This window comes from Streptomyces sp. MMS24-W38 (assembly GCF_059889265.1).
In genome coordinates, this window is record NZ_JCBCPP010000001.1 from 6493075 (window position 1) to 6518413 (window position 25339).

General features: G+C 69.0%; 24 protein-coding genes and 1 pseudogene. 11 read left to right on the forward strand and 14 right to left on the reverse strand.

What is annotated here, in order from left to right; genetic code table 11:
* Positions 1-41 precede the first annotated feature (41 nt).
* Entirely contained in the window at positions 42-1211 is a 1170-nt protein-coding gene (locus tag AC6F7H_RS28475) for an ISAs1 family transposase (RefSeq protein ID WP_500759985.1), read from the forward strand.
* 124 nt (positions 1212-1335) lie between these two features.
* Here the strand turns inward: AC6F7H_RS28475 and AC6F7H_RS28480 are convergent, their stop codons facing one another.
* Positions 1336-1566: a hypothetical protein gene (locus AC6F7H_RS28480; protein WP_500759986.1), complete on the reverse strand. Its 231-nt coding sequence runs from the start codon at positions 1564-1566 to the stop codon at positions 1336-1338.
* A gap of 58 nt (positions 1567-1624) precedes the next feature.
* On the opposite strand from AC6F7H_RS28480, the gene AC6F7H_RS28485 reads away from it, so the two are divergent.
* Both AC6F7H_RS28485 and AC6F7H_RS28490 read left to right on the forward strand, forming a co-directional pair.
* Positions 1625-6154, forward strand: a complete 4530-nt coding sequence (locus AC6F7H_RS28485; protein WP_500759987.1) for an NACHT domain-containing protein — start codon at positions 1625-1627, stop codon at positions 6152-6154.
* Positions 6155-6588: 434 nt separating this feature from the next.
* Positions 6589-7134 (forward strand): annotated as a pseudogene (locus AC6F7H_RS28490) (helix-turn-helix domain-containing protein); the annotation flags it as partial.
* Between the two features lie 60 nt (positions 7135-7194).
* Here AC6F7H_RS28490 and AC6F7H_RS28495 read toward each other — a convergent pair.
* A complete protein-coding gene (locus tag AC6F7H_RS28495) occupies positions 7195-8040 on the reverse strand; it encodes a hypothetical protein (RefSeq protein WP_500759988.1) in 846 nt (281 codons plus the stop codon).
* 691 nt (positions 8041-8731) lie between these two features.
* On the reverse strand, positions 8732-8944 hold the full coding sequence (locus AC6F7H_RS28500) for a hypothetical protein (RefSeq protein WP_112438315.1): 213 nt from the start codon (positions 8942-8944) through the stop codon (positions 8732-8734).
* Positions 8945-9310: 366 nt separating this feature from the next.
* Here AC6F7H_RS28500 and AC6F7H_RS28505 point away from each other — a divergent pair, with 366 nt between their 5' ends.
* The 4 genes from AC6F7H_RS28505 (at position 9311) to AC6F7H_RS28520 (ending at position 11722) form a co-directional block, all read left to right on the forward strand.
* Positions 9311-9664 carry an SPDY domain-containing protein gene (locus AC6F7H_RS28505; protein WP_500759989.1) on the forward strand — a complete coding sequence of 118 codons (354 nt, stop codon included), beginning with the start codon at positions 9311-9313 and terminating at the stop codon, positions 9662-9664.
* A gap of 106 nt (positions 9665-9770) precedes the next feature.
* Positions 9771-10061, forward strand: a complete 291-nt coding sequence (locus AC6F7H_RS28510) for a hypothetical protein (RefSeq protein ID WP_500759991.1) — start codon at positions 9771-9773, stop codon at positions 10059-10061.
* A gap of 26 nt (positions 10062-10087) precedes the next feature.
* Positions 10088-10897: an SPDY domain-containing protein gene (locus tag AC6F7H_RS28515; protein WP_500762100.1), complete on the forward strand. Its 810-nt coding sequence runs from the start codon at positions 10088-10090 to the stop codon at positions 10895-10897.
* Between the two features lie 348 nt (positions 10898-11245).
* A complete protein-coding gene (locus AC6F7H_RS28520) occupies positions 11246-11722 on the forward strand; it encodes a DUF7919 family protein (RefSeq protein ID WP_500759993.1) in 477 nt (158 codons plus the stop codon).
* 147 nt (positions 11723-11869) lie between these two features.
* Here the strand turns inward: AC6F7H_RS28520 and AC6F7H_RS28525 are convergent, their stop codons facing one another.
* The 9 genes from AC6F7H_RS28525 to AC6F7H_RS28565 all read right to left on the reverse strand — a co-directional run bounded on the left by AC6F7H_RS28525 (position 11870) and on the right by AC6F7H_RS28565 (position 19464).
* Positions 11870-12346 (reverse strand): hypothetical protein, encoded by a 477-nt coding sequence (locus AC6F7H_RS28525; protein ID WP_500759994.1) that lies wholly within the window; start codon positions 12344-12346, stop codon positions 11870-11872.
* Positions 12347-12399: 53 nt separating this feature from the next.
* The gene (locus tag AC6F7H_RS28530) at positions 12400-14121 is read right to left on the reverse strand and encodes a relaxase/mobilization nuclease domain-containing protein (RefSeq protein ID WP_500759995.1); all 1722 of its coding nucleotides are present in this window, start codon (positions 14119-14121) and stop codon (positions 12400-12402) included.
* On the reverse strand, positions 14118-14543 hold the full coding sequence (locus AC6F7H_RS28535) for a plasmid mobilization protein (protein ID WP_240497531.1): 426 nt from the start codon (positions 14541-14543) through the stop codon (positions 14118-14120). Before AC6F7H_RS28535 ends, AC6F7H_RS28530 begins: the two co-directional genes overlap by 4 nt.
* Positions 14544-14740: 197 nt before the next feature.
* Positions 14741-14977 (reverse strand): hypothetical protein, encoded by a 237-nt coding sequence (locus AC6F7H_RS28540; protein ID WP_500759996.1) that lies wholly within the window; start codon positions 14975-14977, stop codon positions 14741-14743.
* A gap of 84 nt (positions 14978-15061) precedes the next feature.
* Complete coding sequence (locus tag AC6F7H_RS28545; RefSeq protein WP_332425502.1) at positions 15062-15253, reverse strand: hypothetical protein; 192 nt, start codon at positions 15251-15253, stop codon at positions 15062-15064.
* Entirely contained in the window at positions 15250-17055 is a 1806-nt protein-coding gene (locus AC6F7H_RS28550; RefSeq protein WP_500759997.1) for a hypothetical protein, read from the reverse strand. Before AC6F7H_RS28550 ends, AC6F7H_RS28545 begins: the two co-directional genes overlap by 4 nt.
* Positions 17052-17708: a WhiB family transcriptional regulator gene (locus AC6F7H_RS28555; protein WP_500759999.1), complete on the reverse strand. Its 657-nt coding sequence runs from the start codon at positions 17706-17708 to the stop codon at positions 17052-17054. The genes AC6F7H_RS28550 and AC6F7H_RS28555 overlap by 4 nt, the downstream gene beginning before the upstream one ends.
* A gap of 155 nt (positions 17709-17863) precedes the next feature.
* On the reverse strand, positions 17864-18565 hold the full coding sequence (locus AC6F7H_RS28560) for a zinc finger domain-containing protein (protein ID WP_500760000.1): 702 nt from the start codon (positions 18563-18565) through the stop codon (positions 17864-17866).
* A 2-nt stretch (positions 18566-18567) separates the two neighbouring features.
* Positions 18568-19464: a helix-turn-helix domain-containing protein gene (locus AC6F7H_RS28565; protein ID WP_500760001.1), complete on the reverse strand. Its 897-nt coding sequence runs from the start codon at positions 19462-19464 to the stop codon at positions 18568-18570.
* Positions 19465-20136: 672 nt separating this feature from the next.
* Between AC6F7H_RS28565 and AC6F7H_RS28570 the strand changes: the two genes are divergently transcribed.
* The 4 genes from AC6F7H_RS28570 to AC6F7H_RS28585 all read left to right on the forward strand — a co-directional run bounded on the left by AC6F7H_RS28570 (position 20137) and on the right by AC6F7H_RS28585 (position 23138).
* Positions 20137-20583 carry a helix-turn-helix domain-containing protein gene (locus tag AC6F7H_RS28570; protein ID WP_279332764.1) on the forward strand — a complete coding sequence of 149 codons (447 nt, stop codon included), beginning with the start codon at positions 20137-20139 and terminating at the stop codon, positions 20581-20583.
* 367 nt (positions 20584-20950) lie between these two features.
* Positions 20951-21328, forward strand: coding sequence for a hypothetical protein (locus AC6F7H_RS28575; RefSeq protein WP_500760003.1), 378 nt, complete (start codon positions 20951-20953; stop codon positions 21326-21328).
* Positions 21325-22518 (forward strand): MAB_1171c family putative transporter, encoded by a 1194-nt coding sequence (locus AC6F7H_RS28580; protein ID WP_500760005.1) that lies wholly within the window; start codon positions 21325-21327, stop codon positions 22516-22518. The genes AC6F7H_RS28575 and AC6F7H_RS28580 overlap by 4 nt, the downstream gene beginning before the upstream one ends.
* The gene (locus AC6F7H_RS28585) at positions 22515-23138 is read left to right on the forward strand and encodes a hypothetical protein (RefSeq protein WP_500760007.1); all 624 of its coding nucleotides are present in this window, start codon (positions 22515-22517) and stop codon (positions 23136-23138) included. Before AC6F7H_RS28580 ends, AC6F7H_RS28585 begins: the two co-directional genes overlap by 4 nt.
* A 501-nt stretch (positions 23139-23639) precedes the next feature.
* Here AC6F7H_RS28585 and AC6F7H_RS28590 read toward each other — a convergent pair.
* Both AC6F7H_RS28590 and AC6F7H_RS28595 read right to left on the reverse strand, forming a co-directional pair.
* The gene (locus AC6F7H_RS28590; protein WP_500760008.1) at positions 23640-24443 is read right to left on the reverse strand and encodes a class I SAM-dependent methyltransferase; all 804 of its coding nucleotides are present in this window, start codon (positions 24441-24443) and stop codon (positions 23640-23642) included.
* Positions 24444-24469: 26 nt separating this feature from the next.
* Entirely contained in the window at positions 24470-25270 is an 801-nt protein-coding gene (locus tag AC6F7H_RS28595; RefSeq protein ID WP_500762102.1) for a phytanoyl-CoA dioxygenase family protein, read from the reverse strand.
* Positions 25271-25339: the final 69 nt, after the last annotated feature.

Sequence of the window (25339 nt, forward strand, 5' to 3'; positions counted from 1 at the left end):
ACCACAACCGAAGACCCATGCCTGCTGTCTCATCCTCTCGCATGCCGTCGGGCCTGGAACAACTGGCCCATACCGAATCACCGCGGCCGCTGGCGGACGCCGCCTGCCTTGCCCAGTTCCTTGCCGGTCTGCCCGATCCACGTAGTCGGCGCGGGCGACGTTTCCCGTTGGTGCCCGTCCTGGCCGCCGTGGCTGCGGGCGTGCTGGCCGGCGCGAAGTCCCTGGCCGCGGCGGTCGAGTGGATCGCGGACGCTCCGGTCTGGGCCCTTCGGGCGGCAGGGCTCACCGTCGATCCGTTCACGAAGACGGTCGTGGTGCCGCATCCGACGACGGTGATGCGCCTGCTGGCCCGCCTCGACGGTGAAGCCCTCGACGTGGCGGTGAGCGCGTTCCTGCGGGCCAGATCCGCCGGCCGCGGCCAGGAGAATGCGCGGTGGCGGGCGGTCGCCGTCGACGGGAAGCAACTGCGTGGATCGAGGAGGGGTGACGGGAGGGCGGTGTGGCTGCTCGCCGCGATGGACCACACCGGCACCGTGGTCGGGCAGCGGCAGATCGACGCGAAGAGCAACGAGACGCCCGAGTTCATCCCCCTGCTGGACGGCCTGGAGCTGGAGAACGTTGTGGTCACGGCGGACGCGGCCCACACCCAGCACGCGAACGGCATCTGGCTCCGCAACCGCCAGGCCCACTACGTCGCCGTGGTGAAGGGCAACCATCCGACCCTCCTGGCCACGCTGAGGAAGCTGCCCTGGCGCGAGATCGCCCTCGATCACAAGGACAGGACCACCGGCCGCAGCCGGATCGAGACACGCCGGCTGAAGACCGTCGCCTTCCGGCACCTCGACTACCCCGGAGCCCGCCAGGCCCTCCAGGTCGTCCGCTACCGCAGGGACCTGGCCGGCGGGAAGACCACGATCCAGCGGCTGTACTTCGTCACGAGTCTTTCGCCCGGCGCCGCGACGGGAGCGCAGATCGCCGACTGGATCCGCGGGCATTGGAAGATCGAGAACCAGCTCCACCATGTCCGCGACACCACGTTCGCCGAGGACGCCTCGAAGATCCGCACCGGCAGCCTGCCCCGGGTGATGGCCACCCTGCGCAATCTTGCGATCAGTGTCTTCCGCCAGAACGGCGACACCAACGTCGCTGCCGCCACCCGCCACCACGCCCGCGATCCCCAACGCCCCCTCGCCGCCCTCGGACTGGGGTGATCAACCGGGACCTACATGCTCAACCGGACAGATCTCCTACACGCAAAGTCCCTGGTCTCGTACCCGGCAGCTACCGGCTCAAGGAGACCGCTTTGGGCAGCCCGCTCCACGAGGTCGTCCCAGATCAGGACGTGACCGTTACGTCCGGCGCCACCGCCCAGGTGACCGTCGTCGACCCTTTGTCACCCTCAAGACCAAGGAGGACAAGACTGGCAAGCTGCTGCCCAGCGCCACCGTCAACATCGACAGTGGTGACAAGACCCTTCTCACGCTCACCATCGGCGCCGAAGGCACTGAACCGGCCCGGCTGCTGCTCGGCCAGCCAGCCGCGGGCCGTCAGGTGCTTCGCCTTCAAGTGCTTTTACTGGCAGATGGTCAAGCTGGTTGTCAGTGGGGCTTGAGAGGATCGAATCATGGCAGATGACCTTTTCGGCTTCCGCGTACTTCGAGTGTGCCGCGTGCGTGGCGGGAGTGCCACGGCGGAAGACGTGATGCCGTTGGCCGCCGAGGCGTTCCGCGAGGGTGACGAGGAGGTGGTCACGGAAGCGGTAGGACTGCGTGAGGGAGTACTGGCACTGCCTTCTGCGGTCGCGGCGGCTGGGGCGATGGTTGTGCTGGGCGAGCCGGGGGCTGGTAAGACCTCAGTGCTGGAGGATCTCACCAGCAGGCTGTCCCGTGTCGTAGATGCATGGGACGCCGACGCCGACGCCTGTCTGTGGATTATGGGCGCGGACCTGACGGAGGTCTCCTATCAGGACGAGCTGGGCCGTCACCTCGACGCCCTACCGCCGGCGGGTGAGGCCAGCGGGAAGGCCGGCGTCCTGACTGTCGTCCTGGACCAGGCCGACGAGAGCCCGATCCTTGCCGCCCTGCCGAGGCGGTTGCAGAGGTCGCTGCGCAGGCGGGACACGAGCCGGGTCCGGTTTCTTATGGCCTGCCGCACGGCCGACTACCCGGGGGCCATGACGCCTGTGCTGTCCGAGGCCTTTCGGGCGTGCTGGTGCGTTGATCTGGCTCCCTTGAGCCGGCAGGAGGCTGTGGCGCTGGCCGACAGCGCCGGTGTGCCCGGTGAGGAACTGGTGTCGGAGGCCGAGGCGGCCGGTGCCGCGGCGCTGGCTGGTGTTCCGTTGACCTTGGAATTGCTGGTGATGACCTACCGGGCCGACGGCCGACTGCACGGCACGCCTGAGGAACTGTTCGCCCGTGGTGTCCACTGGCTCGCGGAGGAACCCGACCGGAACCGTCTGAGTAAAGCCGTGACCACCACCACGGTGCAGCGTCTGGGAGCGGCGGGACGCATTGCCGCCTGGATGCTGCTGTCCGGTCGCCGCACTGTGTGGCGAGGCACCGCCTTCACTGCGGGCGACTTCGACCTGCTGGGCGACGCTCTGGCGGGTGGCATGGAGCGAACCGCAGCGGGCTCCTACGAGGTCACGCCCCGGGTGCTGGGGGAGACGCTGGCGACGGCTTTGTTCACCGCGCCGGACAACAACAGGGTGACCTTCCGGCATTCGTCGGTGGCCGCCTACTTGGCGGCCCGATATCTCACCGACCGCGCAACCACACAGCGGCAGCTCGAGAACCTTTTCCTGGTCAGCGCACCGGCCGGCGACACCGCAAGCATCCCCCCGCCGCTGCGGGAGACCGCTGCCTGGCTGGTGGCCTTGAACCCCACGGCCACTGACTGGCTGGCTGCCGCCGATCCCGAGAGCCTGGCCGTGCACAGCGCGCTGGTGCGATCCGACGAGGTGCGCCGACTGGCCGTGGCAAGGCTCCTGGAACGTGCGGCGCAGGTCGAACTCGGCGACACCCGCTGGCAGCTCGCCCGCTGGGACCTGCAGCACCCGCTGCTGGCAGACCAACTGGCCGACGCGCTGGAGGCGGTCTCGAGTGACCAGGCTGCCGACTGGCCGACCCGATCACGCATCCGCCTAGCCGTGCAACTGGCCCAGGAGGCCGGGGCGGCTCACCCCCGGCTGGCGCAGGTGCTCTTGTGGTTGGCAGAGAACGACAGCTGGCACCAGGTGGAGCGCCGTCTGGCGGCCCGCGCGGCGTTTGAATGCGACGTCGACCGCTCCGTGCCCGTTTTGAAGGAAGTACTCGCCTCCCTGGCCGATCCCTCCTGCGCAAAGACGGCGGATCCCGACCACGACCTCCGGGGCACCATACTGACCCTGTTGTGGCCAGAACACCTGGACGTGACCACGATGCTGGACGCGCTCCGCCCCCCGTCCCCGCACACCTATGGCATGTATGCCCACTTCTTGAGGACCATGCCGGGCCAGTGCCCGGACGAGCAGTTGCCGGACCTCCTGGCCTGGACACAGAAGGCCGTTCTCCAACCGGGGCCACCGGAAGGTAGCTTCCTCTTTGCGTCCCACCGCATCGAGTCTTCGCTGATCGACTCCTTGATCGACCGCACCCTCAGCAGCCCCCACGCGACGCAGCACCTGGACGTCCTGGCGAAGATCGTTCTCGGTCTCCTCCGTGACCATCACAAGGTCCACCTTCCGGACTGCCTGCAGCCCGCAGAGCACGGGCAGGAAACGCCGCGCGTTCAGTCGCTGCGTCGGCTTCTGGCCGATGCTCTCGTCAACGAGGCCGTCCGCCTGGAACTCAATCCGCGGGAAGCCTCCTGGATCATCATCCGAGACTGGAAAGCCCGCATGTCGCTGCGAAGGCATGCCGCTTCGGAGAACCCACCGGCCCTACGTCATCAACTGGTGGATGGGACGGACTTCGCATGGGCACTACAACAGACGGCGCGAGCAGCAGCATCCGGCAACGACAGACTCGTCACCGCGTACGGCGAACTGGCCTCCCTGTTGTTCCCGCGTGACGATCACGCCGCGTTTGAGCTGGCCTACGACGAGAAGCACGCCGCCTGGCCCTACCTGCGCCCCTTCTACGAAGCGATCCGCCTCGACAGCACGCTGGCGAAGTCGCTACGCCGTAACCATCGCGCCGAGCACCATTCCTGGCCGCAAGCGGCGGCCTTCACCGCCTCTCAGACCCAGCTCCTTGCCCAGGCCCGGAACGGTGACAACGGCAGCCTGCAGCAGTTCCTATGGGGGCTGCGCACCGACCCGGTAACGGGCCAGATACAGTCCCCATCCGGTCCCGTTCGGACCTGGCCAGGCGCCGTCGTTCTCGACGACGAACTGCCGGGCCTCCCAGAGCTCGCACTGCGCTACCTCACCGCCGAACACGATCACGCCGACTTCTGGCTCGCGCACTGCGGGCAGGACCCGCGCTCGTGGACCGGCTATGTCCTTCTGAACGAGCTGTACCACGAGGGCCGTCTCGCCGAGCTGCCGGGTCCGGCCTGGCCCTCGTGGACTGCCGCAATCCTCACCGAATTCCTCGGCATGTCGACCAGCTACACCGAGGCCGCCCGCGAAGAGCTGCTGCGTGGAGCGGCTACCCATGCCCCCGAGTCCCTGGCCCGCCGCATCACCCAGCTGGCCCATGCGGCACTCGCCCACGGCCGTCAGCCCATCGAGCTCAACGCCGTCGACCCACGGTGGGCCGCGCAACTGCGCACCGCGATGGAACACCTCGCCACCGAGCTCTCGGCTTGTCTCAACATCGCGCCGACCGTCGCGGCCGGGGCAGGGCGAGCCACACCAGCTCGCACCGACACCCCACTGCGCCTGGCGGACACCGACGAGGCACGCCAGGCTGCTGCGCGCACTTGGCACAGCCTGCTCATCCCTCTCCTGGCCGCTGGAAGCAAGACCGCAGACAGCATCGTCGACGCCGCGCTCGACGAACATCCGGAAACGGAGAGTGCCGTGGAGATCGCTACACTCGCGGCCCACGCCCTGCTGGTGACCGATGCCGAGGCGAACTGGCCCCGAGCGAAGACTTTCACGGCAACTGACATGGAGCTCGGCCGCCGCCTGGCCGAGGCATGTGCCCAGACGGAGGCACACACACAGATCCAGAGCGCCCTCAACGAGGCGGATCTTACGGACCTGTATTTGTGGCTGAGCAGCCTGTACGCCCCCGAGGAAGATGAGCCGCGCCTCGGAGTGCGTTGGGTGAGTGCCTCCGAACAGGCGCGTGAGTGGAGAGACGGCCTGCTGCGCGAGCTGAGCCGGCGGGGCACCGCAGCTGGTGTTCACCAGTTGAGGCACCTGGCGGCCCGGTACCCCAACCGGCTCGAGATCGCCGCAGCACTCGTCGCCGCAACGAAGCGGCACGCAGCCGCGAGCTGGGCCGGAGTGCGTCTGGAGGACGTCGTGAGGGTGCTACAAGACCCCGCGCGACGCGTCATCCGTACCAGCACAGACCTTCTGGAGGTCGTGCAAGAGGTCCTGGAACAGGTGGACTGCGAGCTTCCCCCTCATGGAGAGCTACTGTGGGACAGAACCCCGGGCAAGCGTTCTCGGAAGAAGCCCGTCCCCGCCGCTGGCGACCGGGCCGTCCCGGATACATGGCGTCCCAAACCCGAAGCGGCGCTGTGCGCCTACCTGACACACGAACTGGCTCTGCGGCTGTCCGGTCACCGTGTCGCGGTGAACCGGGAAGTGCTGATCCGTCCCACCGATGCCTACGGCGCGGGCGAGCGCACGGATATCCTTATCGACGCCCTGCCCTCACCCGGTGACGGCATGCGTTCTGGTTCCGTCCGTCCCGTGAAGCTGGTCATCGAGGTCAAAGGCTCCTGGAACCGGGGGGTTATGACCGCGCAGGCGGAGCAACTGGCGGGCAGGTACCTGCCTGAGGCGGGGACGGACGTGGGTATCTACCTCATCGGCTGGTACCCGGTCGATCTCTGGGACGCCGAGGAGGATAGCGACCGGAGGCGGCGGGCCGGCAGGCTTGCGCCGGACACACTGCTGGCCGATCTGCAGGACCAAGCGGCGCGCCTGTCTCAAGACAGCGCGCTCCACCTTCGACCCATGGTGATAACCATCCCGCGACCGCATCCGTCGTAAGCCGCTGGAGCCTGCCGCGACGCACGTGAGTACCTGAACGTCAGTAACGCATCAAGGAGACCGGCCTGCACTTCACCACCGACGCCGTTCTGTACCTGCCGACGAAGGTTAGCGAGGTGTGTTTGAGCTCGACAACGGCACCGTGCCCCAGCCCGCCTCGCCAGCGAGATCTGGGACACGGCCACCCGCTCCTGGCCGACCTGCTCCACTTCCACCGCTGCCCCGTCCCGGCGACTGAGGCTGGTTCACGCAAGGGTTGACGGGCCCCTGCCAAGGCGGGGGCCGGAGCCGTGGCGGGATCCGCTGACTGATCGAGTTGCGGTTCCTGTTTGAGCTAGAGCCGTGCGGACTACGCCGTCCGATAACGACTCGGTCGGCGATAGTTGATCGTGGACTGGCCGTGACGTGAGGACGGCCGCGCGGGTTCTTCGAGTGTGACCAAGAAGTGGGCCCGTGCGGCCTTGTCCCATCCCGGCTTCACCGGCGTCTCGCGCCGACATCTCGGCGATCTGATCGAGGAGTTGGCCGAGCCGTGGTGTGCGCTGCGCGAGGTGGACCTGCACGCACGACGCGGTCACAAGCGGCTGAGAGCGGCGGGGGCCGGCCCGAAACAGGAGCTGGTCTTCACCGACCGCGTCGTACTTATCCTGGCCCACCTGCGCCCCCACCTGCCGCATGCCGCACTGGCCGAGCTGTACGGCGTCGGCCGCTCCACCGTCAGCGAGGCGATCGGCGAGGTCCGCCCCCTGCTCGCCCGGCGTGGCTTCGCAGTCCCCGACCGGCCCGGGCTGCGGCTGCGTACCCTGGCCGACGTGTTCGCCTACGCCGCCGCCGAAGGCGTTACCCTGCGCATCGACGGCATGGAGACCCAAGTCCGCCGCCCGAGAGTGCACCGGCCCGGGCGCCGCGCGTTTGTCTCTGGCAAGAAGAAGCAGAACACCATCAAGACCACCTCCATCAGCGATGGCCAGGGCCGCACTCCCCAACCTCAATCGCCGACCGATTCGTAACTGATCAGCAGCCATGCCCATGCGCGTGCCTCAGTTGGGAAGCGGTTCTTCAGCGAGGTATCGACGCTTGGTAGGCGACACGATGACGTCCACATCGATGTCGGTGTTCTTCAGCACCCAGTGTTCCGCCCTGTTGGGTACCCGCCGGAGTGGCCAGGCCCGGACCTGGACCTGCACGGTGTCTATGACACCGTGGGCGGCTGAGTCGAAGATTTCCAGGTTCATACTTGCCCGCGGAGCACCCTCCTCACTGTAGTCAGCTGCCCAGTCCATCACCTTGTTGTTGGCGGCCCACTGGAACAGGGCGCTCTGGCCGGGGCGGAGTACGTGCTCGCGGTACAGGTAGCTTCGGTCGGTGCGCCACTCAGCGGCGACCGGCGGGCAGGGGATTTGCTCGCCGGGCAGCAGGGGGGATTCGCCGGCGACGAACTCACCGTCGCCGGCGATACGGATCCTCGCCGTGGACCTGCCCTCGTTCGTAATAATCCCTCGTACGACGAACCACATCAGATGATGCGCCTGCTCGGGAAAGACGAACTCCTCGCGGCCCACCTGGGAGGAGGCGTGCACTGTCATCGGATCGAAGAGCTGCGCCGGCCCGGAGCCGCTGAGATGGGCATTAATGAAAGGCGGCCACCGTGGCTTTTCTGACAACACCACGACGCGTGCCACCTGTTCATCGACTCGCGCGCGAGCCGCTTCCCCTACGGCGTGGTGTGCCGCCTCTGCCGCACTCACCGCCGCGTTGCTGGCTTCCTGTCCGATCTCAACTTGGCGCTTGAGGGCGCGAAGCTGGAGCAAGGTGAAGCCCACCAAAACGCATGTGGCTATCGCAGCCAACGCGGTACTGACATCTGCTGCATTCTGAAGATTCACACGGTCACCCTGGCACAGGGGTCTGACAAGCCTGGCGAGGTGGGCGAGAGCCGCCTGATAGCGCGTGGCCTTGTCGGCCTGGAGCAGCCTGTCGGTGCGGATTACGCAGAGCCCGTCTTGCGAGGGCTGCCCGCTCGATGCTCGGGACGGCCCGCCAGCGTCGTCCACAGGTTCGGGTCGAAGCGGTCGCCGGGTAGTTGGGCCGCCATGAAGCGGACGCTCCACTCGACCTTCACTCGCCACAGCCGGACGGCCTCCTCCCCGTCGCCACCACGGCGCCCTGAGGCGACCCTGGCCCCACGGTGACCAGTCCAACAAACGCGGCCGTGGTGCGGTACTTCGTGGCGAATGCCTTGGGCGTCCCGGGCAGCCGCTGGCGCCGGAGTGCGATCTCCTCCTCGGCTATCGGGCCGCCGAGGTACCGGCGCACCCGCGACGCCTGGGATACGCCCGAATTTGAGACGCTACACAGCTGTAGGGTCTCGCCGCCCATGGCCAGCGGCGGTGCCGTGACCTGGTAGTTGTCGTCGTGTCTCACGACTTGGCCAGCTGTCCAGTCTCACGATCGTGTCCGAATCCTCGGGACGGCTGGCTTGCTGGCTCGTCAGCTCGCTGGCTAACCACCAGCTGACGGAGTGCAGAATGCAAGCGGGGCGCCGGCCGGAGTGGCTGGCGCCCCGCTGCCGTGCCGTCAGGCCGGTTCGGGTGTGGGCGTCTCGGTCCGGCTGCCGCTCAAGACGTCCACGATGCGGAAGTCGTCGCGCTCCAGGGCCTCGACGATCGCCACGGCCATGTTCTCAAGGCCGTCCGTGTCGGCAGGTAGGCCGCCGTGCGCCTTCCGGTAGGCGACCATGGTGTCCACGATCCTGAGCACAACATCGATGTTCTCCGCACTGCTCTGCATCACGCCTCCTGTTCGTCGTCGCTGCCGCCGTTGACCGCGCGGAGCCGCCGGTGAGCCTTGAACGCCCTCCCCGGGTTCCGGCCAGTCGTCGGCGCAGATTCCGTAGCGGGGCGGCATCAGACCCCGCTCACCCATATGAGTGAAGGGCCTGACCTGCCAATCTCAAACTCGTGTCAGATCTGCCATCGCTTGGCCATCGACCGTGAGATTTGGCCACGAAATCTGAGACCTTACAACAGCAAGTGCATATCGCAGTTCGCCTGGGGCAGACAGGAAAGATCCACGAAGGACTGGCCAACACGGGTTCAGGCATGTCAACGTAGACGACCTTCCGGGAAAACTCCCAGGTCAGGAAGGTGATTGCCCGTGACCGTGGCTCCCGTGAGCCCTGGATTCTCGACCACCGTCGAGGGCCTGCGGCTGCGTGAGTGGCAGCTTGGCCCAGGCGAGCCCGCGCTCGTCATGGACCAGTTCTCCGCCGACGACTTCCATCTGGTCGTGGACGACCGCGCGGACGTGCACGTCAACTCGAAGGATGGCCGCTTCTACCTCGGATGGTTTCCGCTCGGCCGCCCCGGCACCGACGGGGAGGGGTGGAAGATTGCCGTTACCGGTACGGCGACGGTTCGTGGCTACAGCATCTCTTTCGATGTGGAGACGCCGGCCGCTGTCGTCGCCGCGGCCGTGGCGCATGTGCTGGAAACCTACCCTCGCGTATGACGCTGGAGCCGCGAGCCGGAGGTACTCCCTCGGAGGCGGTTCTACGTCCACCGGGCGATCCCTGCCCCGTCACCTCACCTGTATCCCGCAACCAAGGAGGCTGTCCGTGCCGCACACGGAGATGACCGTCGGCGATCTCATCGACCTCTTGTCTGTCTGCGATCGAAGCGCTCCTGTGCGCCAGGCGATGAACCCGTTCTTTCCGATGGCTCACCGCCTCGAGCAGGTGGTGCAGGCCATGGACGAGACCGGACAGACGGTCGTCCATCTCGCCGAGGGCCGGAATGCGGACACGCAGCTCGGCCATCTGCCGCCCGAGGTCGCCGTCCTGCTGGCCTGGCAGGTTCCCGTCCAGGCACCCCCGCGCCGTCCCCGCCGTACCGTCGGCGGACAGTAGACCCCCGCCAACCCGTTGGAGGCGCCCTGAACCCCGACTTCCCGTTCGACTCGTCCCACTCGCACAAGGCCCAAAGCGCGTACTGGGTCGGTCCCCGCCACCTGGCCGGTGACGACGGACGACTCTACGACGCCGTCGCCGACACACTCGCCGGCCTCGGCTGGACGAGCCTGACGATCGTCCGCGGGCGGCGGGAGCCGGACGAGACACCGCAGGACCGGCAGGTCCTGCGCTCAACCGTCCTGCACATCAGCCCCGACACCCTCCGCTGGGCCCAGTGGGTCCTGGCGGACGAGCCGTTCCACCTGGGGGAGCTGCCGATCGCCTGGCACGTGTCCGCGCGCGCGGACACGACCAGCCCGCTCGCGCAGTGGTCCGCCTACTTCACCCCCGAGGTTCCTGGAGAGGCGATCGTCGACTTCCTCTTCGCGCTCGACGCCCGCGATCAGCCCGCCGTGCAGTTCGCCGGGCCCGAGCTGGTCCTCGACAGCGTCACCGCGCACGGCTGGCTCCGCGAAATCGACCAGCCCGACACGGGAGCGATGGACCCGACCTTCACCTCGCACATCAGCCTCGGCGAGGTACCGCCGCTCATCCAGGACGCCGACCCGCGCGCCCTGACTGCTGGCGCGGACGAGGCGGGCCCGGCCGGGTGGCAGACATGGGCCGAGCCGGTGCCCGGCTCGGCGTGCCTGTGGGCGGCGTCCTTTGGTAGCAGCGTGCCGCACGACCTCGTCGCCGTGTTCGCTGGCTCCCTCAGCTCCACGGACCCGGTGCTGCGACGGGTGCTGCCTGAGAGCACCAGGGACCGGCTCCTGCGCGCCCCGGCCGGCTGACCGCACATCCATCCCGGGCCGGCGCGAGTCCCGGGCAGAACGGTGTCCGACCGCCCGCCGCTCGCCCGAAATCGGTGAAGCCCGGCCTGCCCCGCTGGGGCAGGCCGGGCTTCGTGCTGTTGTCCGTGCCCTGGTATGACGCGTGTGGAGTCGGGCTGCGGGAACAGGCGGCTGCCCCTGGTCATCGAGGCTGAGGGCAGCGTGTCATGAGCGGGCGTCAGCGGCCTGTCGCCTTGAGGAGGGCCTTGTCGAGGTGTCGGTCGACGAGGGCGGGAGGGCTGGAGGCAACCCACAGCACGTTTCCTTCACGGATCGCGGTTTGTTGGAGGGCACGGCGATGATGTGCGGGTGTTTTATGGAGATCTGAGCGAGTACAACTACCAGGACGAGGACGCGTTCACGGACGGGGAATCGGGGTTCTATGCGCTTTGGTACCGGCCTGCCTACCGACGCCTGAACATTGGGTGGCTGGAGGCAGGTAGGCCATATCCCACAGGTGCCGTCCCGGCGGCGTTCGTGGAGAAGCTGAAGGCTGTCCAGAAGGTCCAGTGGATGAATGTCTGCCTCGGGCAGCACGAGTGCGACCTGTGTCCGGAGAGAGAAGCCCCAGAGGGAAACGGGGAGATCCGGATCCCTGGCGAGCTCGGTATCGCTTACGCCGCTCCGTTCCTGATCACGCACTACGTCACCGCACACGGCTACCGACCACCGCAGGTCTTCATCGATGCGGTCCTCGCCGTAGATCTCGACGCGTGGGCCGCCGCACGATGGCCCGACGTCCCCTTTTCCTGGGTTCCGAATGACGCCGAACGCATGCTGGAGTAGGAGCAAGCGAATCTCACGTGCGCAGCCAGAGCCGGATCGAGGCGACGGTGACCGTCCCCCGGAAGTCATGGGCTTTGCCGCCCCGAGGTGATCGGTCCGAGTACGCGGGTGTCCACCGGCCAGCTGCGGAACCCAGTGGGGTGGCGGTCAGTGGCCGAGGTGTCGCAGGCAGTCCTCGAAGGTGGCGTGCGTCGCGTCCGCCGGCCCGGCGTGCCGGTTGTACCAGGCGGTGTCGAGACGCCTCTCGTGCTGCTGGTGGCCTGCTCGGCAGCGCAGCCAGACCTGGTCGCGGGTGGAGAGGACGAGCCAGTCACGGTATGTGCCGCATGTGGCACACTCGACCATCTCGCCGTCGAGGGTGATCGGCCAGGGCCAGGGCATTATCCGGCCGTCGAGCTGGTCGTGGCTCGGGACACGCAATTCCGGCGGGAGGAAGTCGTCCACCACCGGGACAGGTTCGTCGGCTCGCGTCGCGACCCGTATCCGTTCTGCTTCCGACGGCACCAAGCCGTCCAGCCGAGCCCTCATCGTCTCGTGGAGGTGGCGCATCTCGCTGATCTCCGCTTCACGATGGCGGCGTATCCGTTGGAACACCTTGACGTTCTCCCTCGTCTCGTCTTGCACGCGTCATGATCGTTCCCTGGGCCCCGACCTGCTTCAATTCACAAACTCCACAGTCACGCCCGTCTGTGCCGGGACCCGGGCCGCTGCGGTGCCTGCTGGCCCGTGCGGTGTGCGACCTGGCCCGCCCTGGGGGCGTTGCCGACCATGTCGCTGGTATCGGCGGGCAGGTCCGCGGTCCGGCGCAGTCGCCACACCAGGACGTCGCTGACGGACTCTGCCGTGTCGAGTTCCCGTCGCCCGACGGCGTCGGTAAGCAGGGCAGCGGGATCGTGGCCGGCGGCTTCGGCGTCGGCGAGGGTGGCGGCGAGCGCGTACCAGCCGGGCTCGGCAAGGATCTGCTCCGCCAGTTCCGGCAGCGCCTCGCGCAGTGCCCTTGTCTGCCGCTGGAGGAGGGGGCGGCCCAGGTGCCGGCTGCGCTGGTAGAGGGCGCCGAGCGGCTGGGCGGCGGCCAACTTGTAGGCGGCGCGCAGATGTGCGGCGGCCCGGCGCGCGGCGATGGCCTGCTGGACGTGGCCCTTCTTCGCATGCCAGTGGACGGTGGCGGTGATGAGGAAGAACAGCATGTCGATCGCCATGGCAGTCGTCGCGCCGTCTTCGCCCCGGCCGAGGGAGGGGCCGCTTTGGACGAGGTCGCGGGCGGCCTGTCGCAGTGCCCGGTCGTGGCCGCGCTCGGCGCGGATGTGGGAGCGGGAGGCTCGCTCGAACGCGAAGGCGGCGTCACGCAATTCGCGGCGGGTGTGCGCGGCGGACGTCTTCGCCAGCGCGTCCAGGACCTCACCAGCCGAGGCGATGTGGGCGGCGGCGACCGCGTCGCCGCCGCGCTCGATGACGTGCACCGCCTGCCATGCCGCGGAGGCAGTACGTCGACGGGCGGCGGACGGTCCGCTCGGCGCCGTACGTACCTTCGCATCGGCCGGCACGGCGTCCTGGTCGTGGCTTTCGGCGGACCAGCGTTCTCGGATCCGGGGCAGGGACAGGTCCGGCGCGAGACGCGCACCGGGGTAGAACACCGGCTCGTCCTGGGCGTTACGGTCGTTGGGTAGAGCGACCTTGTAGCCGAGCAGGTCCCCAGAGGGGGCGACCCGCTTGCGGATCAGCAGGCCGGCGGCGGCCAGCCGGTCGAAGAACTCCTCCTCGCTGGTCGCGCCGGCCACCGCGCGCCGGACGGTCTCGCGTAGCTCCTCCCGTGCGGTGCGCTCGCGGCCCTGGCGCTCGGCTTTGTGACGTTCGGCGCTGGTAGGTCTCTGGGCGGCGGTGCCGTCTCCCGGCGCGACCTGGTGGAGGCCGAGTTCCTTCTCGATGAGGCGGCATTCGGCCTGAGCACGCTTGCCGGAGCGGAAGTCGTCGGGGCGGCTGCCGTCCTCGCACACCAGGGTGGCGACGATGTGGATGTGATCCTCGGCGTGGCGTACGGCGGCCCACCGGCAGCCGGTCCGTCCGTCACCGGGGTCGATGCCGGTGGCGGCCACGATGCGTCGGGCGATGTCGCCCCACTCCTCATCGGTGAGAATCCGGTCGTCGGCGGTCGCGCGCACGGAGGTGTGCCAGACGTGCTTGGCAGGACGTGCGTGTTCGGGGAGAGCCTGGACGGGCTGGTCGAGGAGCTGCTGGAGGTCCTTGAGGGTGGCTTTCGGGTCGCGGCCGGGGTCGGGGGACATGCCGTCGAAGGAGGCCACGAGGTGGGGGTCGGTGTGCTCCTCGTGCTTGCCCGGGCCATAGAGGTACGCGAGCAAGCCGATCGTCCGGGAGCCGGCCTTGTGGACGCTGGGGATCATGGAGCGCGCTGCTCGATCAGTCGGGCAGAGGCTTCGCGCACGCTCTCGGCGGCGCGTTGGACGGCGGCGACCGCTGCTTCCAGCTGTGGTGCCTCGGCGCCGGAGTTGAGGGCCTTGACCGCCTGGTTGAGGTTGCTGCCGGCCCAGCCGAGTCTGCGGCGGCTGTCGAAGAGGGCGGTGATCACTTCGCGCTCGTCGGCGATCTCGGCGCTGGTGCGGTCGAGGTCACGGGCGGCGGCGAGCGCGGCACGGGCGAGGAACCCGGCGACGGACAGGTTACATCGAGCGGCGGCGGACTTGATCAGGGCGAACTCTTCATCGTTGAAACGCGTGTTGGGCTGATGCAGGCGCTTCTTCTCGCGCGGCTGACGCGGACGCTGGCGGGCGCGGGCACTGCGCTCGCGGTGGCTGCGGTGCTGCAACGGCTTCTCCTCCTGCTCCGGCTTCGATCCGCCCTCGGTCGAAGCCTCCAGGACCTGCGCCCCCCGGTGCAGGTCCTCTCCCGCCCCCTCGGGGGCGGGTTCGGCGGAAGCTACGCTTCCGCCCCAACTTGCTCGCCTCGAGACCGAGTTGGGGTCAGGGGCAGGTTCTGGGGCGGTGCCGTTCTCGTGCGGGGTTGTCATCGGGTATCGGGCCTCGGTGAGCGGGTGCGGAGCTGGATTGCGGCGGCCAGGTCGACGACGTCGGCCGGCCCTGCGAAGACGCGTACGGGCCCGGCGGCCTCGTGCTGGACGAGCCACTGGCTGCTCGGGACGGGAACTGCGGCGTGCAGAAGCCGCCGTCGGACCAAGACGTCCGCCCAGGCGTCGGTCTCGGCGACCGTTGGGCTGGACGTGCGGGTGGGAAGGGGCACCATGGGGACCTCCTGGAGCGGGGGCGGTGGCCCGGCACAGGCCGGGCCACCGCTGGTGGTAGAGGCTTTGACTTGTTGGTTTGCAGGTCAGCCGCACTCGGGGCAGCGTCCGACGTGGCCGCTGAGTGCCCGGGCCATCCGCGCCTTCGTTGACGCGGCGTATTTTGCGCTGCACTTCGCCGCTGGCTTTCCGGCATGCCGCTCGGAGTGAGCGTTCAGGAAACCGATCTCCCGCTCGTACTCCTTACGAAGGGCCATGAACCGCGGGCAGGTCTTCATCGGGTGCTGCTCCTTGTCTTCGTGGTGGTGTCCTCGCTCCGCAGTTGCTGGAGGGCGAGGCCCAATCGGTCGTTCCGGCCGCCCTTGAGGCCCTCGCGCCGGATGATCTCCCTCAGCTGGACCCGGGTCACGGCTTCGTTGCCGTCCCGTTCGAGCAAGGCCGGTACGTGAGGGCGGACCTGTTCGACGAGGTGCTCCACGGACTGCTCCGGCTCGAGCGGCGGACGCTGCGTCTGCGGGTTCCGGGACCTGCTCCGCTTGTCTGCCCTGCTCTTGACCTCCGTGGTCGGCTTCCGCTTGAGGGTCACCTTGTGCTTCCGGTCCCTGGTGGTGTCGGTCCCCGTGTCGGGGGTGCTCGGTCCCCGGTCCCTGGTGGTGTCGGTCCCCGTGTCGGGGGTGCTCGGTCCCCGGTCCCTGGTGGTGTCGGTCCCCGTGTCGGGGGTGCTCGGTCCCCGGTCCCTGGTGGTGTCGGTCCCCGTGTCGGGGGTGCTCGGTCCCCGGTCCCCGGTGGTGTCGGTCCCCGTGTCGGGGGTGCTCGGTCCCCGGTCCCCGGTGGTGTCGGTCCCCGTGTCGGGGGTGCTCGGTCCCCGGTCCCCGGTGGTGTCGGTCCCCGACTCGGTATTACTCGGTCCCCGGCGCAGGTCAGGGCCCTGAGCAGGCGCTTTCGCCGCAGTGAGGTCGGTCCCCACGCAGCTGATGCGGTCCATTTGGGACTCTGGTTCGACCGCCCCGGTGCCCGCGCCGTCGCGGTCCCCGGCCCCCGTGTCACGGTCCCCGGTCCCCAGCTCGGTCCCCGCTTCCCGGTCCCCGGCTCCGGGGACCGGTCCCCTCTCCATGTCCGGTCCCCGGTCCCCGGCGGGTTCGGAGGCGGCACGGGGACCGTTGACGGGGGCCGTGGTGCTCCAGACGGTTGGTGCGGGGACCGTGACGGTCGTCGTGTTGTCGTGGTGCGGGGACCAAGGGGAGGGCAGGGGGACTGTGGCGAGCGCGAGTGCATGCCGACGGGCGGCGAGCTGGTCGAGCAGCTCGGCGCGCTGGGCAGGGTCCGTTCCGACTGAGGCCCGGCCGATCGCCTTCGACAGCCGTCGCGTGAGTCGCCGACCACGCCAGTTCTGCTGCTGTTTGGGGGTGCGTTCGGCAAGGCGGGCGGCGAGTGCGACCGCGCGGGCGGTGGCTCGGTCGCGGGTGATCTGCGCGGCGTCGCGGTCCCGTGCGGCGATGCCGAGGCGGGACAGCAGCCGCTCGCGTGCCTCACGCCCGAGGACGGCGAGCAGGCCGTGGGAGGCGGCGCCAGGAGTGCGTACGCGGAGTTCGATGCCCATGGCGAGGTGCCACAGCATCGCCGCCATGACCGGTCCCACGAAGGCGCGGACGGTGCCGCCGACGGGACCGCTCTCGGCGTAGGCAGGGATCACCTGCACTCCAGTGATGACCCACACCAGGGTGCCCGGCAGCCCGGGTGCTCCCTGGACGGCCAGGTTCTGTCGGGCCATCAGCGCGGTTGCGAAGAGGGCGAGTTCGGCGGCGGCGAACATACCGACGCGTTCGGCGGTGCCGGCCATGTCGAGATAGTCGGCGGCGAACCGCCAGCTCGTGTCCGCGCTGTAGGCGGTACAACCGAGCGCGGCGAGCGCGGCTACCTTGACCGCCGGGCTGCCGAGACGTTTCTGCGGACGGGCGCCCCGGTAACGGATCGCCCAGGCGGTCAGGGCCAGCGCCAGGGCGGTGACGGGGACGCCGATGGCGAGGAGCAGGGACAGGTCCGGGACGGCACCGAGGGACAGAACGGTAGGGCGGGTCATGCGGCCTTTCCGGGAGAGGCGTGCGCCGAGGTGGGCTTCGCCGACGGGCATGTCGGCGGCTTCGTGCTGGGCTTGGCGGACGCGGATCGACTGGTCGACGGGGCGGTCTGCGTCCCCTTCTTCTTGTTCTTCTTGTTCTTGCGCCTCGGTACGCCGAGGGTCCGGTCGCGGTCGAAGACCTTGTTGGCGGCCTGCCGCAGCAGGTCGCGGGCGTGCTTGTGGCTGATCTGCAGAGCGGCGGCGAGCCGGTCGGGGCGCCAGCCCCGGACGTAGGCGTGGTCGATGACGACCTGGCGCTCGGTCCCGGTCAGGTGTACGTCGCGTCCGTTGAAGAAGGCGATCACGCGGCCGTAGTCGAGGCGCTGAGGCAGCCCGTCGTGCCAGGGGCGCCGCTCCGCCTCGGTCAGCCCGCCCCAGATCCCTTCCTTGAGGGCGTTCTCCAGGGCGTAGTTGAGGCAGTCGCGGCGGACCGGACACAGGCCGCACAGTTCCTTCGCCTCGGCGATGGCCTCGTGGTCCCGGGGGAGCGGGAAGAAGGTGGCGTCGGCGTCCTCGGGGTTCATGCCGTGGCACACGCCGCGGGTGTGCCAGCTGGTGTCGCCGATGCCGCGCAGGCCGCTGGTCGGCGAGGTGTGGGTGGTGATGTGGCGCAAGGTGGTCTCCGATGTGCTGCCGCGTCGGCTGGTTGGAGCCGGCGGAGGGCGGACGCGGCGTCGGGGCCGGCTGCGGCGTGGGGCGGTGCCGCAGCCGGTGCGGGACGAGGTGGTGTTGCCGGGGCAGCGGACAGGGAGCGCCGGTGGTGGGCCGGTCAGGCCATCGCCGACTGGGGGGTATCCCGCGCCTGTTTTGCGGCGGCGAGGTCCCGGCGACAGTGGTGAGGGTCGGTCCGCGTGGCGTTGCCGCGTGCGAAGCCGTCGGGGGCGACCCGCCGGCGGCGGCATGGCTCGCCGACCGCGGCCTCGCACCATTCGCAGCGGACCGAGAGCGCGTCAGGCTCGCCCTGGGCGATGGCCGCCTCTCGTGCCGCACGGGCGGGCCGGAAGGGCGCCAGCGCGGCCCGGGCCTCCGGGGGGATGCAGGAGCCGACTTCCTTCAGCCGCGCTTCCAGCCTCGGGTCGATGCGGCGCCCGGCGAGCTGCCGGTGATGCACGGGTTGTGCGTGGCCGGTGGCGACGGCGCGGCGGGTGCCGACCAGCTCGGCGGTCCAGGCCGCCTGGTCGTCCGGGTCCACAGACGGGGTGGGATCGGTGTGCCGCTGGAGGCGGTCGCGTCGGTAGCTCTCCCACGGACGGGCGATGTCCGCCGGGAGGATCTGGTACGGCGAGACCCGGATGTGTTGGCGGGCTGCGATGCGGGCGTCCCAGCCGTGCGGTGCGGCCAGGGGGACGTCGCCGAGCAGCTCGTGCCACTGGGCGAGCTGGTCGCGGGCCTCGCCCTGGTCGGTGCGGATGGTGCGGGGGTCGAGTCGGCCGATGTAGGCCAGCAGGGCGGCGATTTCGCGGCGGTCCATGGCTACTCCGCTTCGGTCGGCTCGTTGAGGGCGGCGAGGAGGGCGGCGGTGTGGGCTTCCGCGCGGGTCATGCCGCCTGCGGGGGCGGGGCCGCTGCCGGCCAGGGCGTAGAGGTTCGGGCGGCCGAGGGCGTGTTCCCGGGCGATCCAGGAGCGCCAGTCGGCAGCCCAGGCGCCCGCCGAGCGGGGCTTCCAGTCGGCCCGGTGGGTACGCCACTTCGCGTCGGCGGCGCGCAGGCCGTCCTCGCCGAGGCGGGCGAAGTGCCCCTGCTCGTGAGCCCAGGCTTCGGTGGCTGGGTCGACCTGCCACTCGCCGGCCGGGGTGAGGGCAGCACCACTACTGCTGCCTTTACGGTTCACCTTCGGTTCTCTACGGTTCTGGGGGTTGGATTCCGTACCTTGCGGGGTGCGGATTCCGGCACGTCGGGGGGTCGGATTCCGTCGCGAGGGGCCAGATTCCGCACCGGTCGAACTCCGGCGGGAGGGGGCGGATTCCTTACCCTCCTTGGGCCAGATCCCGTGCCGCCGGAGCCGTACCTCGTCCAGCTCGGGCACCGGGTCCGACTCGGTCGGCGGCTCGACGTACGCGTCCGGGTCCTCCCGCGTGGCTGCCGCGACCTTGGCCAGCCACGCGGCGGCGCGCGGCAAGCGGTAGGCCGTGGTGCGCTGCGGGCCCTGCAGATGGTCCAGCACCTTCAGCTCGCCGCTCTGGACGAGCGACGTGAGCGCGTCGCGTACCGCGGTCCGGCTCGCGTTCGTGCGCTCGACCAGACTGGAGAGTGAGGCCCAGGCGACGCACTGCTCGTCCGGTACGCGGTCGGCGATCGACAGCAGGACCAGGCGCGCGGTCCCACGGCTGGAGCTGTGCTCCCACACCCATTCGCGGGCGTCGACGCTCACTGGCCGCTCCCGATCATTGGGCGGAAGGGCTGCGTCGGCCCGGTGGCCGGGACGTGTTCCCGCCACTGGCGGGTGGAGTCGGGGAAGCTGGGGGCTACCGAGCAGGCCAGGCCATCAGGCCTTTTGCGCAGGACGGAGCGCATGCAAGAATCTCCTTTGGTATTGCCACGCTGAGACGCCCGGTAGAAGGGATCAGCGTGGTGATGGTGGCGATCTCCGCCCTTGCCGGGGCGGTCTGCCGTGAAGCGTTCGGTGTCCGGGAGTTGCCGCTCTCGGGCACCGTCGCTGTTTGCGGGCCTACGTGGCTCGGAGGGTGCGCACGCCACTGCTCCTTATGGTTGTTGCGCCGGGCGGGCTGCCCAGGGGACGACGAACATACGCACGACGCTGCGTCAAGATCCAGACTTGGTTCTTAAACTCTCTACAACTCTCTGCTTCGTGTCGATTTGTCCGTTAGTGGGCTTACGTGCGGTCAGGTGTTCGCTCCTTGAGTGAGGTCGCCTCATGCGGGAGCTGTTCACACCTGTTGACAGTCGAGCAAGATCGTAAGTCGCAGGCGGCATCACCTGTCAACTGGGGCGGACAACTTTGTTGGTCTTGCGGGTTCGGTGTGCGCCTGAGTTGACAGGTTTGGTTTGATGGGTCCCTGTGCGTGACAGGAAGGGGACGAGTGTGGGCGACGGGGTCAGCGAGGAGGGGCGCGCTCTGGCGGAGAAGGTCGACCGGCTGTTTCGGGTGATTCACCCCGAGGGGCGGGGGCCTTACTCGCTGCGCGAAGTCGCTCGAGGTGTGGCGGACATGGGCGGCCCCAGCATGTCGGCGAGCTTCCTTCACCAGTTGCGCACGGGGCAACGGGATAACCCTGGCATCAAGTACCTGAAGGCGATTGCAGGCTTTTTTGGCGTGTCGCCGGCGTACTTCTTTGACGATGGTGAGGGGGCGCGTGCTCAGGCGGAGGTGACCCTGCTCGAGTCGATGCGCGACAACCAGGTCCGCTCCGTGGCCCTGCGTGCCTCCGGTCTTTCTCCCGAGACCCTCCGCACCGTGCAGGCGTTCATTGAGCGAGCTCGGGAGCTCGAGGGCCTCGACGAAGACGGCCAGTCGGAACGAGACGTATGACTCTCGTCACTCACTGTGGGGGATAGGTCCCGTAAAAATCAGGACACTTCTGTCGGGCTGTCCTGAAAACGCCGGGGCCGTCGCGAAGGTTCTTTGGCCGAATCTGGATCATCACCCTCAGGCCACATAGGGTGACCGGTGATGCGCCGTCAGTGCGCCTGAAGCAAGCGGAAATGAAAGACCAGGGAGGGGCTCGTTGCGCTCACAGCGACGACTCCGGATGCCGTCCTTCCGGCAGCGCCGGAAACTAGTGAATCCGGATCCACTGTCAGGGATCGAGATTCCTTCCCCCTTCGATATGCAGAAATTCTGCGCTGCTGTAGCGGCGTACCGAGGCCGCCTTCTGCTTGTCGAGGAAGTCGAAGGAGTGAGCGGCGCGGGCGAAGAGTTGTGCGGCCTGTGGGTGGAACTCGATACCGCGGACTATATCTTTTTCGAGGCGTCGACTTCCCCGTTGCACCGAGACCACATCGTCCTGCACGAGATCAGCCACATGCTCCTCGGGCACAGCTCCTCGAGCGACACGAGTACGGGCGCCAACCTGGGCGAACTGTTCACCACCATCGATCCCCGCACTGTCCGCAGTGTGCTGGGGCGGGCGAACTTCAGCAGTCCCCAGGAACGCGAGGCCGAGCAACTCGCCACCCGAATAGCCAAACTGGCAAAACTGACACCCCTTCCGAAAACTCGTGATCCCGAACTCGATCGTCTTGACGCGGCGTTGCGCGGTGACGGCAGAAGGTGAACATCTTCACGTTCGTGGTCGCTGTACTCCTGTGGATCACCGTTGCATGGCGTGCCGTCAAGGTCTGGCGGAAAGGGCAGGACCGGTCTCTTTGGTGGGCGTTCTTCGGGCTGGCCATCATGATGACGTTGCGCATGCCGCCCGGAAGAGCGCTCGACCAATGGACAGGCGTTACCGACCTCTCCTACTTGCTGAAGCACCTCATCGGAGGGGTGCTTGCATCAGCTGCTCTGCTGGCCTTCCTGCGTAAGGTTTCCGGGGCTTCGGAGGGGCCGCGAACCAAGCGGCGGCGCATCATGTTCGCCTGCGCGACGGCGCTCGCCATGGCGATTTTGTTCTTCGCGAAACTCCAGCCGTACGAGACGCCGTCGATATTCGCGGATCCCGTGGCCCGTTACGCGTTCCTCGCCTACACACTTCTCTTCCTCGGCTACCTCACCGCATCACTGCTGGGAGGCATGAGGCTCTGTTGGCGCTGGGGAAACAACTCAAGTGGTCCCGCGCTCAGTTGGGGACTTCGAATCATCGGCATGGGCTTGGCTGCCGGCGTCGCGTATGCCGTCGTCAGAGCGACAACGATCACCACACGCATCCACGGTGACGGCCTCTTCCCCGGCGCCGTGGACGACTACATCAGCACCGCCCTGCTCATGGCGGCCCTCGTCCTCATCGTCGCAGGCACCAGCCTGCCCATGCTCAGCCTGCTCCACAGCTGGCGGACCAAGCGGCACGCGCTACTGCGCCTGCGCCCCCTGTGGCGAGACCTCACACAGGTCACACCCTCCGTACGCCTCCACGCTTCACGCAGCATGGTGACCGAACACCTCAACCCACTCAATGTGCACGACCGCTTGTACCGGCGAGGCGTCGAGATCCGTGATGCCGCCCTGGCCCTCAACAACTACGCGTCGCCCGCCCTCCGGGAACGGGCCCAGCAGCACGCCGAAGCCCACGGCCTCTTCGGCACCCAGGCCGCAATCGCCGCCGAAGCCTGCTGGCTCGCGACCGCACGCCACGCCAAGCTCCGGGGCGCAGCGCCTGGTTCCAGCGTCGAACACCGCCCCGCGGGCGGCGGGCGGGACCTGCGTAGTGAGATCTCCGCGCTCACCCAGCTGTCCGACGCCTACCACTCCGACCTCGTCCGAGACTTCACGGACTCCGAAGACCGCCTGATGGAGCCAACGGCATGAGCACCTTCGTCGCACCCCCCACCCCCACCTACGCCGAAGCCACCCCGCGCGTGAAAGCGGCGAAGGTCCTCACCGAGGTCTTCGCACCGGCCAACCTGGTCATCGCGCTGCTCCTGCTGATCGGCTGGCACAGCACAGGCAGTTTCAGCGGAGTCGGATGGGGCCTGTTCGCGGCCCTGTTCTGCGGCATCGTCCCCATGGGGATCATCCACTTCGGCGTCCGCCGCGGGAAACTCACCGACAAGCACATCCGCGTACGCAAGCAACGCATCGCCCCCCTCACGGCCACCCTGGCCTCCGTGGTGACCGGCATCGTGCTCCTGAACGTCCTGGACGCGCCGCGGGAGGTCTTCGCCCTCGTCATCGCCATGCTCGTCGGCCTGGCCAGCGCGCTGACGGTGACGGTGTGGTGGCAGATATCCGTGCACAACGCCGTGGCCGGCGGCACCGTGATGATCCTCGTCCTGGTCTTCGGCCAGGCGCTGGTCCTTCCCGCGGTCCTTTTCGTCGCGGCCATGGGGTGGTCCCGCCGCGTCCTGAAGGCACACACCCTGGCTCAGCTCGTCTGCGGCACCGCGTTGGGCTCCACCGCCGCCCTGGTGTTCACGCTTCTGCGGTAGCAGCTTCGGCGGGCGCGCCGTGTCGGGCGCGTCCCGTATCGGTGGAGCCGCCTGGTAGCCACGCGCAGCAGCGGCTGACGATCACCTTGTCCAGTCACGCTATCGCGCGTACGGTCTCGACAATGGGGGTGTCGCGCTCGAAGTATTGGTGCTCGGGGTAGTCGACGCCGTACCGTCCGTGGAGGTGGTAGACCTCCTCGTCCACGCTAAGGCGGATCAGGTCGCGGTCGGCCAGGGCCTGGGCGAGGCGTGTCTTGCCGGAGCCGGTGATCCCGATGAGCAGGACGGCGGTGCTCGCTCACGATGTCGTGCTCCCTTCCAAGGTGAGTGTGGGCTCGTCCGCGGTGATGAAGTAGTCAGGGTGGCGGCCGGTGCCGGACTCGGGCTCCACTTTGAAGGTGGAGCCCGCTCACGGAGGTAGCGGGCGACGCATGCTTCGGGTACGTCTACGATCCTGAGTGCTGTTACGCGGACCGTATGCCCGAGCCGACCCAGGTTGGGTTACGGCCTGGTGGCGATGACCGCCTCAGTGTGGATCACCTCGTCGAACCGGCCGGACGGGGCGAAGGCGAGCAGCGCCGCGCGCAGGTCCCGCGCGAAGGCGTCCTTCTTCGCGCCGAGCCGGGCGGGGCTGGAGTAGGAGAGACTGAAGACCCAGCCGAGGACCTCGTCCACGGCGCGGGCCAGGGGGTGGTGCCAGCGCGCGGTGTCGACCCGGGAGAACGGGGAGCGGGCGAGGACGTCCCGGTGGCGTTCCCCGGGGTGGGAGCAGGCGCCGGCGCGGCGCTCGGGGCCGAGGTAGCGGGTGCGGACCTCGTCGACGACCTGCCGCCACGGGGCGGGCTCGAAGTCGCCGGGGGCGCCGCGGGAGGCGAGGACGACCGCTCCGCCCGGCTCGATGATCCGGTCGAGGTCCCGGGCGACCCGGTCGCGGTCCATCCAGTGGTACGCCGCGCCCATGACGGTGAGCAGCACGGGCCCGATGTTCATCGTCGGCAGGGTGGTGGAGTCGCCCTCGCGCCAGGCGATGTTGGTGATGCCGTGCTCGGCGGCCAGGCGGCGGCCCTCTTCGAGCATGCCCTTCTCGGGGTCGACGGCGATGACCTCGCCGACGAGCGGGGCGAGGTCGAGGGCGATGGTGCCGGGGCCGGCGCCGAGATCGAGGACGCGCCGGGTGCCGTCCAGGCCGAAGCGCTCGGCGAGCAGGGTGGAGAACTCGGGCGCGTAACGGGGCCGGAAGGCGGCGTAGTACGGCACGGTGGACGCGAACAGCTCTCCGGGCGGGTAGGGGGTGGAGGAGGTCACGGGTCCAGTCTCCCGCGGTGGCGCGGTCAGGGTCGGGGATCGGTCAACGAGCCGGGGCGCCGGTCAGGCGCTGCCACCAGTCGGTGAGGGGGGCGGGCACCGGAGCCCTCGCGAGCGACGGAGCCGTCGGGGCGGCGGTCGCGGGCGCCGAGGAGCTGCCGCTCGACGGCGTCGAGGTCCGGCCGGTCGAGGAGGGCGAGGTCGGGGTCGTCGACCGCGTTGAGCTGCCGGTAGCCGTACTGCATCACGGCCGGCCGGGTGTGTCCGGAGCGGTTGAGGCTGCCGACGTGCCAGGTGCGGTTCTCGAAGAGCACCATGTCGTACGGGCCGATGTCCCCCTGGGGGACGGTGACGGGTCCGGTGCGGGTGTGGCTGCTGGGCACGAACATGGTGAGCCCGGCGTCCGGGCCTGGTGCGGTGAGGAAGTACGTCACCTTGATCGCCAGGCGGGGCGTGTACTTGACGCCGAGGTCGGCCACGGTGGAGGACATGCCGCGGTGCCATCCGTGCCGGGACGGCACGCGGATGGTGCGCTGCTCGTCCGACAGGGACGGCATGGAGATCAGGTTGCTCGACAGCAGATGGATGTTGGGGCTGAGCAGCGCGATGGGCGTGGGCAGCACGGCCGGGTTGGCGACGAGCGGCAGGAAGGCGTCGTCCAGGGCGACGACGCCGCGGAAGCCGTCCTTGCCGTCGACCGAGCGGTCCCGGCCCGAGGTCTGGTCCGTGGCGAGGAGTCGGCCTGCGGCCTCGGCCGCGCGGTCGCGGACCTTGGGGTCGAGGGCGCCGCGCAGGATGAGCAGGCCGCCGCGGTCGAAGGCGGCCAGCTACTTAGGGTCGGGTGCGAGCGGGAGAGTCATCGCGGCTCCTTCAGCATCGAGAGCGCCTGGTCGGTG

Coding starts and splice junctions, on each gene's coding strand:
- AC6F7H_RS28475 (WP_500759985.1), top strand. CDS start 42: ATGCCGTCGGGCCTGGAACAACTGGCCCATACCGAATCACCGCGGCCG.
- AC6F7H_RS28485 (WP_500759987.1), top strand. CDS start 1,625: ATGGCAGATGACCTTTTCGGCTTCCGCGTACTTCGAGTGTGCCGCGTG.
- AC6F7H_RS28500 (WP_112438315.1), bottom strand. CDS start 8,944: ATGCAGAGCAGTGCGGAGAACATCGATGTTGTGCTCAGGATCGTGGAC.
- AC6F7H_RS28530 (WP_500759995.1), bottom strand. CDS start 14,121: ATGATCCCCAGCGTCCACAAGGCCGGCTCCCGGACGATCGGCTTGCTC.
- AC6F7H_RS28540 (WP_500759996.1), bottom strand. CDS start 14,977: ATGGTGCCCCTTCCCACCCGCACGTCCAGCCCAACGGTCGCCGAGACC.
- AC6F7H_RS28545 (WP_332425502.1), bottom strand. CDS start 15,253: ATGAAGACCTGCCCGCGGTTCATGGCCCTTCGTAAGGAGTACGAGCGG.
- AC6F7H_RS28550 (WP_500759997.1), bottom strand. CDS start 17,055: ATGACCCGCCCTACCGTTCTGTCCCTCGGTGCCGTCCCGGACCTGTCC.
- AC6F7H_RS28560 (WP_500760000.1), bottom strand. CDS start 18,565: ATGGACCGCCGCGAAATCGCCGCCCTGCTGGCCTACATCGGCCGACTC.
- AC6F7H_RS28585 (WP_500760007.1), top strand. CDS start 22,515: ATGAGCACCTTCGTCGCACCCCCCACCCCCACCTACGCCGAAGCCACC.